Origin of the sequence: Lysinibacillus sp. BPa_S21 (assembly GCF_023337795.1) — a bacterium.
Lineage (GTDB): Bacteria > Bacillota > Bacilli > Bacillales_A > Planococcaceae > Lysinibacillus.
The window spans coordinates 494038-506005 of sequence record NZ_JALIRS010000003.1; the positions used below are offsets into that span (position 1 = coordinate 494038).

Annotated in this window: 14 protein-coding genes; all 14 read right to left on the bottom strand. The window is 33.7% G+C overall.

The genetic code is table 11. From position 1 onward, the window contains the following. Positions 1–17: 17 nt before the first annotated feature. The 14 genes from MOK21_RS08205 to MOK21_RS08270 all read right to left on the bottom strand — a co-directional run bounded on the left by MOK21_RS08205 (position 18) and on the right by MOK21_RS08270 (position 11946). Positions 18–410, bottom strand: coding sequence for a flagellar protein FlaG (locus MOK21_RS08205; protein WP_249073444.1), 393 nt, complete (start codon positions 408–410; stop codon positions 18–20). A gap of 209 nt (positions 411–619) precedes the next feature. Further along, positions 620–2215 carry an aldolase catalytic domain-containing protein gene (locus MOK21_RS08210; protein ID WP_249073445.1) on the bottom strand — a complete coding sequence of 532 codons (1596 nt, stop codon included), beginning with the start codon at positions 2213–2215 and terminating at the stop codon, positions 620–622. Further along, positions 2208–2948 (bottom strand): 3-deoxy-manno-octulosonate cytidylyltransferase, encoded by a 741-nt coding sequence (gene kdsB / locus MOK21_RS08215; RefSeq protein WP_249073446.1) that lies wholly within the window; start codon positions 2946–2948, stop codon positions 2208–2210. Before kdsB ends, MOK21_RS08210 begins: the two co-directional genes overlap by 8 nt. Before the next feature lie 7 nt (positions 2949–2955). Further along, entirely contained in the window at positions 2956–4806 is a 1851-nt protein-coding gene (locus MOK21_RS08220; protein ID WP_249073447.1) for a motility associated factor glycosyltransferase family protein, read from the bottom strand. A 9-nt stretch (positions 4807–4815) separates the two neighbouring features. Beyond that, complete coding sequence (locus MOK21_RS08225; protein ID WP_249073448.1) at positions 4816–5169, bottom strand: hypothetical protein; 354 nt, start codon at positions 5167–5169, stop codon at positions 4816–4818. Positions 5170–5279: 110 nt separating this feature from the next. Further along, the gene (locus tag MOK21_RS08230) at positions 5280–6437 is read right to left on the bottom strand and encodes a flagellin N-terminal helical domain-containing protein (protein WP_249073449.1); all 1158 of its coding nucleotides are present in this window, start codon (positions 6435–6437) and stop codon (positions 5280–5282) included. 196 nt (positions 6438–6633) lie between these two features. Then, positions 6634–6852: a carbon storage regulator CsrA gene (gene csrA, locus MOK21_RS08235; protein ID WP_249073450.1), complete on the bottom strand. Its 219-nt coding sequence runs from the start codon at positions 6850–6852 to the stop codon at positions 6634–6636. Then, positions 6852–7295, bottom strand: a complete 444-nt coding sequence (fliW, locus tag MOK21_RS08240; RefSeq protein ID WP_249073506.1) for a flagellar assembly protein FliW — start codon at positions 7293–7295, stop codon at positions 6852–6854. The genes csrA and fliW overlap by 1 nt, the downstream gene beginning before the upstream one ends. A gap of 16 nt (positions 7296–7311) precedes the next feature. After that, entirely contained in the window at positions 7312–7875 is a 564-nt protein-coding gene (locus MOK21_RS08245; protein ID WP_249073451.1) for a DUF6470 family protein, read from the bottom strand. A gap of 123 nt (positions 7876–7998) precedes the next feature. Then, positions 7999–8946, bottom strand: coding sequence for a flagellar hook-associated protein FlgL (gene flgL / locus MOK21_RS08250; RefSeq protein ID WP_249073452.1), 948 nt, complete (start codon positions 8944–8946; stop codon positions 7999–8001). A 40-nt stretch (positions 8947–8986) separates the two neighbouring features. Next, positions 8987–10558 carry a flagellar hook-associated protein FlgK gene (flgK, locus tag MOK21_RS08255; protein WP_249073453.1) on the bottom strand — a complete coding sequence of 524 codons (1572 nt, stop codon included), beginning with the start codon at positions 10556–10558 and terminating at the stop codon, positions 8987–8989. 66 nt (positions 10559–10624) lie between these two features. Next, positions 10625–11125, bottom strand: coding sequence for a flagellar protein FlgN (locus MOK21_RS08260; protein WP_249073454.1), 501 nt, complete (start codon positions 11123–11125; stop codon positions 10625–10627). 27 nt (positions 11126–11152) lie between these two features. After that, positions 11153–11413 carry a flagellar biosynthesis anti-sigma factor FlgM gene (flgM, locus tag MOK21_RS08265; protein WP_249073455.1) on the bottom strand — a complete coding sequence of 87 codons (261 nt, stop codon included), beginning with the start codon at positions 11411–11413 and terminating at the stop codon, positions 11153–11155. 119 nt (positions 11414–11532) lie between these two features. Continuing rightward, positions 11533–11946: a TIGR03826 family flagellar region protein gene (locus MOK21_RS08270; protein WP_249073456.1), complete on the bottom strand. Its 414-nt coding sequence runs from the start codon at positions 11944–11946 to the stop codon at positions 11533–11535. Between the last annotated feature and the right edge of the window lie 22 nt (positions 11947–11968).

Here is an 11968-nt window from a genome sequence, read left to right on the forward strand (position 1 = left end):
AACCTCCTACGTGTTATTTAAATTTTTTCGTCTACAATCATTCCTACTAGTTTCTGCATTTCATAAAAAGCATCTAATATTTTTTCTGGTGGAATTTCCTTAATCACTTCATCTGTTTCTGAATCAACAAGTCGGATAAAATATTTGTCGAGCCCCTCATGTAACACAAACTTTGAACGTTTATGATCCACCTCTAAAAATTCATTCACAGAATTTACTGCTTGCTTTAGTTCATCAATTGGGACTTCAGATGTTTCAAAACCAATTTGTGTTTTATTTTTAGCAAGCACTTTTTCTTCTTTTATAGCGACTTGAGTTAGGGTATCAGAGTTCTTTTTTTCTGTTGTCGCTATGTTATTCCCTACGTTTTGCTGAACTGACATCTCTGTATTTTGTGAAGCAACACGCATACTAAACCCCTCCGTGAATTAATTCATTGTATATATACTATCGGACTATTTTTAAAATTATTCACCAAAACGATAGAAAATAGAGAAAATATACCTATTTTAAAGAAGAAGACCATAGGCAAACTTAAATTTCCTAAGTTTGTCTACAGTCATACATCCTTTAAATTAAATATATTTGTTTTTACGAACACATACGTGTATAGCTAATACTAATTACTATAAGAAAGGACTCCATTAAATTCATATAAGCTAGATGTAATAAATCTTATCTTCATCTCACTGCTAAGTTTTATTAACTCTGAAGAAATTTCTTGATTTAAATTTAATAACCGATTTTTATTTTGCGTAAAAATTAAATCTATATTCGCATAGTTATTTGTAGAGTCTACTGTATAACCATCAAACCCAGCTAAATTTACTCTTTTAATATCTAATTTTTTTAATAGGTTTAGAATCATTAATAGTGAATTATCTGAAACCGCCAAATTGTCCGTAAGTAGGGATTTATAATTTACTTTATAATCTCCATTATTTTCAATATTAGAAGTTAAAATAACATTATTATTATTTAAATCCCCATTAAATAATTGATATCTTTTTGTATTACTTATAAAAATTAAGTTTTCTTCATAGACCTTTGACTCAAAATTAACGCTAATAATGATAGGTTTATGTAATTCTATGAATTTATCGATCTTCAATTTTTGATCCACAATGCTTTTTCCAGGTCCTAATAGTAAAACTTCTTGCCCCGAAACGCTTTCTTTTAATTCTTTTATAGAGACTTCATCGTTATAAGAATTATTTTGATACTGCTGATACAATTCTTCAATATAGACTTTGTTAAATATGCCTTTTTTGGACTCTTCTATATTTGAAATAACATTTTTTAAATCATCGATTCTTAAAGTATTTTTCTCTACTAAATAACTAGCATAATTAGGATGACAATAGTAAACTGCAGATAAATAATGCGGCATTGAATATCCCCAATATGTTTCTTGATAAATATTACTTAATGATTCATCAATAATTTTTAATAATGGTTCAATACAATAATCGCCATCATAATTATCATTTAAGTATTGTACAAATAACTCAGTATTTAAATTTCCTGCACCGCGGCCCATTCCATACACTGAGCTATCAATAATTTTTTTTCTTTTTGTCATAATCTCCACAAACACTTGAGCATTCGAAAAAGCAAGTTGTAGATTATTATGTGCGTGATATCCTAGAATAATGTCTGATTTTAAATTATGATCAAAAATATAAGATAGCCTTAATAAATCATTTTGTTTCATGACACCAAAGCTATCAACAATATAACATGCATACGGTTCAATTCTATTTATTTCATGAATTAACGATAACAATTCTTCATCAGAGTAATTTATTGTCATCATCGGTTGAATAAACACTGCGTAATCTTTTTCAATCAACGCTTCTGCATATTTTATGGCTTCTACCCATTGTTCTTTTTTAAAGACTATCCTAAAGCCAAAAATATCATTTGATTGACGATGTTCGATTTTTTCTACATCGTACTCCCCTAAATTAATCATTAATACATACTTAGCATTGCTTTCAGTAGGCAAATAATTAACAGCAGCTTCGATAGAATTAAAAATAGTAGAGTCTACATTATTAGGAGCATTTTGATTTAAATAACCACATTCGATAATATCAATTTTAGCTTCGTTTAAATATTTTATAATACTAGTTATATGTGGTGAACGAAAATTCCACTTATTAATATAACCACCATCACGTAAAGTGCAATCTAAAGATTGAATATTATTCATACGAAATCCCTTTCTTTTCAAAGATTTTACGTACTTTCTTCAAATCTTCCTCCGTATCAACTGCAACTGTTTCACTATTAACTTCTATATATTGAACATACAATCCGGATTCAATAAATCTCAAAATTTCAATATCTTCAATCAATTCTATTTTAGTACGTTTAGAAATTTTGAAATGTTCAAGTGCCTGTGGTAAGAATCCGTATACACAAACTTGTTTATAATAATAATATTCTAAGCTTGCCTTCGGAAAAGGTGTAACACCTCTACTTAAAAAGAGACCTCTATTACCATCAGTAGTGATTACTTTTGGGATAGTTGGATTAATTAAATCTACTGGATTTTTTATTTTCGTCATGAGATTCGTGACTAAAATTTCTTGATTCTCTAACATAGGTTGTATTGCTTTATCTATTGTATCTGGCTCTATAAGTGGTTCATCACCTTGGATATTCACAAATATATCCGCTTGAATTTTTTCGGCTACTTCGCATAATCTGTCAGTTCCAGTAGGATGGTCTGAAGAAGTCATCATAACTTTCAAATTATAGTTTTCACAAACAGTTTTTATTCTATCATCATCTGTTGCTACAATTACTTCCGACAGTAATTTAGATTTACTTGCTTGCTGATAAACCCACCAAATCATTGGTTTTCCTTGAATATCCGCTAAAGGCTTTCCTGGAAATCTACTTGACTGAAATCTAGCAGGAATTACTCCTAAAATTTTCATCCTAACTTCATTCCTTTATCAATAGTTGTTCTTTTTCTAATTGCATTTTCATATCTCCAAATGCCGGCTGAATGTGAACAATACATGCATAAATAGTTTTTATATAACTTCCAAAAATATCATTAAATAATTTCACTTTATCTTTTGGCAATTTAGCTTTTGCAACGTCAGGAGATTTATTAATAAAATTTTCATGTTGAACCCGAGACATAGGGACCACTACAGTTTTGTAAAAAATATTATCTTGGAGCAAATTAAATAATTGATCAAATGCAGACAAATAAATCGGCAACATAGAAAAATTATTTTTATATGAATTATTTATTTCATTCAAATACTCTAAGCTTTTATTACCATACTTTATTAATTCATCGAAGCTATGTTCTAGCTCAACCATCTTACGCTTTACTAATCGTAAATCATATGTTGGTTCACCTTCTGTCCAATTAGATGGAACGACATTTTTGTCAGTTAAAACTTTCTCTATAACTTCATCTATATGCATAAATGTTGTATGTTTAATAAATGCTCCATTTTTAGTTGTATTATAAACAACTAAATTCGGGTATCTTCTTAACCATAACTCCATACTCGATTTCATATTTAAAAATTCTTCATTAGTCTCTATTTCTTCACCGTATACACTTTGTGTATACTTTATATCTTTTTTATCTCGTTCAGTTATTTCTGAGCTTCTATGATTATAATTAATTCCGTCCGCATAGCGTCGATTATTTAAGAAAGCGAAATTTTGCCCCGCTAAAATAATCGGTCCAACTTCTAGTTTAATTAAAGCTTGAAGTGTCATATTCGTTACTGAAACGGCATCATAAATAACTATTTCATTATTATACTCAAGCATATATTTCGTAAATTTATCTTGATTTAACATAAAATTAATTAACTTACCTGGATAATTTTTAACTGTTTCAAATCCTGTAGAACTTCCGAAGCACATCGGGATATTTAACCCTCGCTCTTTCACCTCCGTCACTACAAATTGATTGGTGAAGTTTGGGTCAACACTAAAATAAGCATCTGGAATAATATCATACGACAATAATGATTTGATAGCTGATCCCATAGCAAATACATAGGCTCTATTTTCAGCTTTTATTCTTCGAACATATTCAATATCTTCCGCTAAAGATGGGCCTGCTGAAACTAATAATACAGGCTTATTTTTAAAGTATTCTTTATTTAAATCCAATAGTAAATTAGGCGTTTTCAAAATGTTAGGGAAGTTTATAATTGGATTAATCATCCAACGTTGTTGCAATTGTGCGTTCACAGATACACTACTTTTTCTTTCTCTTAATGCAGGTAAAATTCCATCGAAAAATTTCTCTATTTCATTTCTATTTAATCTTTCCGTCACTGGAAAAATAATATCAGAAGAAAACTCAGAATAGTATTTAAAAAAATCTACCTTGCTTACAATTTCATCACTATTAGTGAAAATTTCTACAAAATTCTCTGTATTATATTTTTTAAGATTTACTTTTGTTAGGAATTGTTTCAATATGCTAACATTAGGTTCAAAAATAGAAAACTTTATCTTCGGATTCAATTCTAAAATTTGTTTTATATGATAACCCAATCCTGTTCCAATAAATAACAAATGGTCATATTTCGTTAAATCTCCTAATTGGTTAACAAAAGTTTCTGCTTCTTGTATAGGATTATATTTACTATGAAAGTAAACTTTTTTTTGATTTTCTTGTGTGAGGACTAGAGTTGGAACCCCTACCTTTGTTTCTTCTACATCTAATTCTATTTCCTCTTCATATGTATTTAATCTTTTATATAACTTTTCATTCATCTTTTTTAATATTTGTAAGTTATCAAAATAATGCATAAAGTTCATCTACTCCTTTGATTCAATAACCCATTCTGAGGCACTATCAAAAACATTAGGAAGTTCGTATTCAAAAATATCTGCAAGCATGACATAATCCTTATTCTCCAAGGCTTCATTAATATCATTAAAATATATAGAAGCCTCATGTATACGACTTTTTACAGTGTAACCGATTTCTGTGAATTTCTTTTCTACATCTAAAAGCCATTGCAAACCCTCAGCGAATTGTTCAATATAAAGAATCGCTTCAGCTGTATTTGAACTACGTATTTTAAAGGCAATATCTTTACATCCATTTGTTACTTTGCTTATATAGTCAAAATAAGATTGTTTAATATCATTAATTAGTTGTTGATCCATCATATATCACTCCATTTCTTACTCCTTATATCGACAACTTTCATCAATAATTTAAACCAAAATAAAAAAACTAGCCTTCAAATTGAAGACTAGTTTTAAATGGTTATCAATTAACCTAATAATTGAAGTACACCTTGTGGTTGTTGGTTTGCTTGAGCAAGCATTGATTGAGCAGCTTGCATTAAGATGTTGTTCTTAGTGAACTGCATCATTTCAGCAGCCATATCTGTATCACGGATACGTGATTCAGCAGCTGTTAAGTTTTCAGAAGTAGCACCTAGGTTGTTAATTGTGTGCTCTAAACGGTTTTGAACAGCACCTAAGTTAGAACGTGTATTAGAAACAGATTTAATTGCTGAATCTAAAGTTGTAATAGCTTCGTCTGCTGATGTTTGAGAAGAGATATCTAAACCACCAAATGTTACAACTTCACCTGCTGCTGCAGCTTTCTTTAACTCACCAGTTGTTGAGTTGTAGTAACCATCTTCTTTAGCAACTACTGCAGATTTAGCAGTTCTAATTACAGCATCTTGAGCGAATTCAGCATAATCAGCTTGTTTTGAAGCACTTAATGCACTAAAAGTTGCTGTATCCATAACTGTAGTATCTGAACCATCTTTTTTATAGTAACCTGCTGCTGTTGCTTTCACTTCTGTCACAGCTTGCTTAACTTCAGAACCTTTTGCTTTATAATCGTAAGTAACACCACCAGCTGTTACTTGGTTAGTTGTACCAGCAGTTGCTTTTTTTACTCCTTCTTCTAAACCTAAAGCTTTTGAAGAAGTGTCGCCAATTGATAATTTAATATTTTGAGATTCGTTAGCACCGATGTGGAATACTTTAGATGAGAAGTTACCATCTAATAATTTTTGAGTGTTGAACTCTGTGTCAGTTGAAATACGAGTAATTTCTTCGCGTAATTGCTCGATTTCTTTTTGAAGTGCGTCACGGTCTTCAGTAACGTTTGTGTCGTTAGCAGATTGTACTGCTAATTCACGCATACGTTGTAAAATTGAGTGAGTTTCGTTTAATGCACCCTCAGCAGTTTGGATTAAAGAAATTGAGTCTTGAGAGTTTTTAGTTGCCATGTCAAGACCACGGATTTGTCCACGCATTTTTTCAGAGATTGCTAAACCAGCAGCATCGTCACCAGCGCGGTTGATTTTGTAACCAGAAGATAATTTCTCAAGGTTTTTAGAAGCTTGAGTGTTGTTGAAGCCTAAGTTACGGTGTGTGTTTAAAGCTGAAATGTTGTGTTGAATTCTCATTTGGAATTCCTCCTTGAATGTTTGTTTTGTTATTCCACATCCGTGTGGAATATCGGATTAGGTAGTATGTATGTACTTCCTGCCCCTTACAATCTATATATCGTATTTAGTTGGAAATGTTTAATAGTTTTTTAAAAGTTTTTTTATTTTTTATGTAATATATTACTAGATTAAAATTATCACTAAAAAGTATTCTTTATTTCTTCTTTAACTGTTCTAAGAAGCTTGATGCTGCTGATAAAGCTTCCTTATTCTGTGCTTGGATAGCTTCAAAAACTTCGGATCTATGCACTTTAACTGTTTTTGGCGCGACAATTCCGATTTTAATTTGCTCACCTTCGACAGCTAGTATTTTAATTTCGATTTGATCGCCAATCATTATAGATTCGTCTTTTTTTCGGGATAGTACTAGCATTATTTCGCACTTCCTTCCAATCTTTGCATTGGATAACGTAATGAATAAGATTTATTATCTTGAAGAACAATTTGTTTACCGCATTTTTTACCCATGTTAATGATTAAAGGTGCAAGTAAGTTAATCGTTGAGTCTTGGAATGTTTCCTTCATTGTTACAATAGAGTATGTAAGTACATCCTCTTCCTTCCCAATTTGTAGCTGCTCACGATCATCTTCACTTATATCAAAGCTGTAATCTTTTTTAAAGGCGAACGGATAGGCAACTACAAAACCAATTTCCACATTATCAACAGATTGCAGTATTGCTAAAGGAAGGTCTGCATCTATAGGTAATAAAACAAATTTTTTTTCATTCTCTAACCCAAGTAAACCATGTTCAAACGTTAAGATGTCCTGTTCCCCAATTTCGATTTCACCTAAAAATTTAGTAGCAATTTTCATTCTTTTATACGCTCCTTTAAATGACGACATTGATGTCAACATCCGGTCTTTGTACCATTGTACCAGTTACTTTTCCTGGTGTGTATTCGTGTATTGGTTTGTTCACTTTTGCGTCAATTATTGGCTCTCTACGTTGGATATTGACGTCCGTTGTCCCAGGTGTATAGTCGATTTTGACAGATCCTACAGAGGGTACAAACTTAATATTAAATTGCACTTGGTGGGGACCATGATTTTGTTTTGCTATACCCTGAATCGTCGCACGCCCATGTCCTTTACCCGCGTTATCCATCATTTGACGTCCCTCTCTCGCTCTTCGCGCCATCCCATTTAAAACCTCTTGTTTACCTTTCTCTGCGTAGTTTGCGCTTGATTCCAGAGGTCCGATTAATCCTAAATCTCGTCTAGCCTGAGAAGAATCGATTTTAAGTACACCCCGGGTTGTATTTATTTCAAGTATGGCTGCGGGTTGTTCAATATGCTGTGTTGCTTTTGGTTGTTTAATATATTGTTGTGGTTTAGCTATATTAAGGTCTAATTTAGCATCTGTTGTGTGAATTTGAATTTGAGGGAGTCTCATTCTACTTCTCTCCTTTCAAGAAAAGCGTCTGAACAAAATGTCCAAACGCTTCTTTTTAATATTATGCGTTAAAACTTCTCAAAATCTGACGCTTTTTGTAGAAATTTAAATAAGCAAGACTATTTATCTAATAAAATCTACTAATGTTTGTTGAATAATCTTTGCCCCTACAGATAATGCTGCCTGATGAATAGCGTCTTGCGTTACCATTTCTGTAATTGCTTTCGCATAATCAACGTCTTCATTCTCAGACATTTGCTTTGTTACACTTACTTCTCGGATAGAAAGACGATTCTCCATTAACTCTACACGATTTTGTCGAGCACCAACGTCAGCTTGCGCTTCCAAAATTTTATTGTGCATATTTGTAATATCATCAGACTTACTATCTGTTTTAAATCCACCAAGAGCTTCACCGATTTCTTCACCTGTTGCCGGTCCTGGTAACCTTTCTGGATCTAGAAGATTTGAAATCTTACCCATTAGTGCATCGATATCTCCGAATAACTCTGTTCCGGGAGTATTCACTTTCATTTGGATTCCATCATATACTTCAATTTCTACATCACCATTAGGTGCATTTATAGCTGAATTTATAATTTTAGTACCATCAGTATTTGGAGGTGTAGCTTCAACGAATAACGGCTTACTAGTATTCGTACCACTAAAAATATAACGATCAGCAATCTTTGTGTTACCTACATCCTGAATTTGTTGACGAATCTGATCAATTTCAGCTTTAATTTTCGCACGTTCATCTGGTGTATTCGTATCATTGGCTGCCTGAATCACAAGCTCACGCACACGCTTCATCTGTTCGCCAACTTGGTTTAAAGATTCGTCTGTTGTGTCGATCCAGTTATTAACTTCGTTCATATTACGTGTATATTGTTCAACTTGACCTAAATCACGGCGATAGCCCATTCCTTTTACTGCTATTACAGGATCGTCAGAAGGGCGAGTAATTTTAGACCCTGAAGTGATTTGATCTTGTAGCTTAGACATTTTACCGTAACTATTATTTAAATTTAAAAGCATGTTATTCGATAACATGGATTGTGTTACGCGCATTTTTTTATAGCCCCTTTCTATCGTAATGCTAGAGTATTTTCTATAGTCCTACTCGGCCCATGCCGTTAATAATTTTGTCTAATGTTTCATCGACAACAGTTATCATACGAGCATTCGCATTATAAGCTTGTTGGAATGTAATCATATTTGTCATTTCTTCATCAAGGGACACTGAACTTACTGAGGCGCGATTACCAGAAAGTGTTACTAATAATTTTTCAGAAGTCATGTTTAAGCGATAAGCTTCTTCACCATCAGTTCCTAGTTTCCCAATCATTCCTTGATAGAAAGAATTAAATGTCGCACCATCTAAACCAGTTTGGGTTTTTGATTGAAGATTAGCAAGTTCAAGGGCCATTTTACCATTTCCTTCTTCATTCGGTTTAGAAGAGGCAGCAAATTTAGAAGGATCATCTATAAAAACTTGATTTAACTTAATATTGCCAGCAGTTATTTTTGTTCCTCCGTCTTCCTTAATAAAGAAATCTAATGCCTTATCTTGATTACCCGTTAAATCATAGCCTTCCTTATGCTTGTCATTGAAGACTTTTGCAAATTCAGCTGCCAAATCATCAAGGTCAGCTAACATTTCGAAATAATAACCTTTTGTACCAATGACGTTACCATTAATATCCTTCTCAGCATATCCGTACGAATCAATAAGGGATAACAGTTTCCCTTTACCTGGTTCTAACTGGTCATATGAAATTGATTCTGTTGTGCCATCAAGTCCATTTACTTGAATAGACGAGAACACACTAGATAAGTCGTTACCATCAATTTGCTTTGAACCGACAGTGCCATTTACTTCGATAGTAGCAAAGTCTCTACCATTCACTAGCTCAATCTCTTTATCTGTACCAAATGGTTTGATTACAACTGTAAGGCTTCCTTCAGCCACAGCACTAGCATTTCCGCCTGATGGGACACGTTTAATGGATACAGGTATGTAATTATTTAATTCATCGATTAAAACATCACGTGCATCGTATAAGTCGTTCGGTACATGACCATTTGGTTCTACTTCCTGCACTTGTTTATTGATAGCAGCAATTTGTTTTAGAAGTGAATTGATACGATTTGTCGCTACATTAATTTCATTTCCTATGTTACCTTGAATTGTTCTTAGCTGCTTGTCCATATATCTAAATGATTCTGCTAGGTGATCCGCACGTTGCATGGCAACTTTACGAGAGGCCATATTTTCTGGGTTTGTACTGACATCTTGAAGCCCTTTCCAGAACTGTTCTAATGCTGCGTTTAAACCATAAAGAGACGGTTCGTCCATTATATCTTCCATTTGAGAAATCGCATTTGAACGTGCTTCCCAATAGCCTAGTTTGTTTGTTTCTTGACGGAATTGACGGTCGACAAATTCGTCACGGACACGTTGAATCGATCCAGCTTCAACGCCAGTTCCAAGATGCCCAGGATAGTTAGGTTGATTTAAACCTGCTTGTGGGAAACCTTGCGTTGCTTGCATATTTACTCGTTGACGAGAGTAGCCTAATGTATTTGCATTGGAAATATTATGTCCAGTTGTATATAAAGCTGTTTGTTGTGTAAATAAACCACGTTTACTTGCTTCTAAGCCCATAAATGTTGAGCGCATTCTTTTTCCTCCTTTTTATGAACGTTTTTCATTCCAAGCAAACGTTTCTTGCGTGGGTGCAAGAAACTATGCTTGAGAATCAAAAAATGATTTTTTGGTAACTTTATTTGTTCCGCGTATCTCACTGCCCGAGTAATTCATTTGCTCGTTCTGAGGTCGCAAGGAACCCAGTGTTAGATTGACAAATTGTAGTGATTGGAACACTAGTTTTTGATTTAAGTCGTTTTGGTTTTTTAAGTCGTTGATGATTTGCAATAATCGATTGCGCACTGCCAAAAGTGAGTCTTTTTCAGTCTGTTGTTCAGCTGCCTCGATGACATCAGCGACAGTTGCTTTGTCAGTTGAAGCAAATCCTTTTGCCTCAAGGTAATCCGTTACCTGTTTCTGACGCTGTTGCTCGAGCTTATCGATGGCCGCTACATGCGCCTGCTCATCCTTGAGCATTTGGTCCAATGCTTCGATATCCCCAACTGTAATGATTTCAGTTTTTTTATTAGCTAGTTCAAGTAAGCTTTTGTGCATTCTTTCTAGCTTTGTTAATGTAGAACAGATCGCCTCTACAGACATATTGTGAAGCACCCTTTCTGTTATTCCTTAGAAACGATAATATTTCAGCATATCTTCTGCCACTTTGCGAGCGTCCACTTTGTATTCGCCAGAAGCGATATCTTCTTTTAATTGTTTTACGCGTTCTGCACGCTCTGTGTTGTATGTTGAAATCCCTTGCATCTCCTGTGCAGTCTTTGAAATTTCGATTTTATCTGCGAAGGATGCTTTGTTAGTGTCTGATTTTACATTGCGCACCTGATTTTTATAGGCGTTCACTGCATTAATCCCATAAGATGTAATTTTCATATAATACCCCCCTATCAAAAAGCTTTCTTCCTATTATTTCGGATTGTCTCACATAATGTTAAGTTTTCAAATATAAAAAAGTGTGCTAATTTTGTTTAAAATTAACACACTTTAAGCCCTTAACGTTTTCGATCTGAGTGATACGTTACACGATCATGATCCGCCACACTGTCACGGAACTCTTTCGCCGCTTCAAATGTACGTAGCTCCGACTTCAATTCATCCTGACATTTTGTACAAAGCTTGCCTTTCGTCGTTAAATGACCACAGTTATCACATGGGTAGCCAAGATTCGGGAACATTGCAGGCTGTAAGCGCCCTTTGCGTACCCATTTATACAATAGCTCCTCTTCAGCTCCCGTTGCTTCAACAATACGTTCTACTGTCGCCGCACGGTTTTCACGTTTACGTAAAAAGCGATAAACGATTTGATATAATTCCTCTTCAGATTGAGCACATTTATGACATACTTCTCTGACCCCGATATAATTAAAAAACTCATTACATTTCGGACAATTACGAACCTCTGCCATCTACTCTTCCTCCTTTTCCATA

Bases quoted from the DNA above. Each gene is read 5' to 3' on its own strand.
- MOK21_RS08205 (WP_249073444.1), bottom strand. From the start codon at position 410: ATGCGTGTTGCTTCACAAAATACAGAGATGTCAGTTCAGCAAAACGTA.
- MOK21_RS08210 (WP_249073445.1), bottom strand. From the start codon at position 2,215: ATGAATAATATTCAATCTTTAGATTGCACTTTACGTGATGGTGGTTAT.
- kdsB (WP_249073446.1), bottom strand. From the start codon at position 2,948: ATGAAAATTTTAGGAGTAATTCCTGCTAGATTTCAGTCAAGTAGATTT.
- MOK21_RS08220 (WP_249073447.1), bottom strand. From the start codon at position 4,806: ATGCATTATTTTGATAACTTACAAATATTAAAAAAGATGAATGAAAAG.
- MOK21_RS08225 (WP_249073448.1), bottom strand. From the start codon at position 5,169: ATGGATCAACAACTAATTAATGATATTAAACAATCTTATTTTGACTAT.
- MOK21_RS08230 (WP_249073449.1), bottom strand. From the start codon at position 6,437: ATGAGAATTCAACACAACATTTCAGCTTTAAACACACACCGTAACTTA.
- csrA (WP_249073450.1), bottom strand. From the start codon at position 6,852: ATGCTAGTACTATCCCGAAAAAAAGACGAATCTATAATGATTGGCGAT.
- fliW (WP_249073506.1), bottom strand. From the start codon at position 7,295: ATGAAAATTGCTACTAAATTTTTAGGTGAAATCGAAATTGGGGAACAG.
- MOK21_RS08245 (WP_249073451.1), bottom strand. From the start codon at position 7,875: ATGAGACTCCCTCAAATTCAAATTCACACAACAGATGCTAAATTAGAC.
- flgL (WP_249073452.1), bottom strand. From the start codon at position 8,946: ATGCGCGTAACACAATCCATGTTATCGAATAACATGCTTTTAAATTTA.
- flgK (WP_249073453.1), bottom strand. From the start codon at position 10,558: ATGCGCTCAACATTTATGGGCTTAGAAGCAAGTAAACGTGGTTTATTT.
- MOK21_RS08260 (WP_249073454.1), bottom strand. From the start codon at position 11,125: ATGTCTGTAGAGGCGATCTGTTCTACATTAACAAAGCTAGAAAGAATG.
- flgM (WP_249073455.1), bottom strand. From the start codon at position 11,413: ATGAAAATTACATCTTATGGGATTAATGCAGTGAACGCCTATAAAAAT.
- MOK21_RS08270 (WP_249073456.1), bottom strand. From the start codon at position 11,946: ATGGCAGAGGTTCGTAATTGTCCGAAATGTAATGAGTTTTTTAATTAT.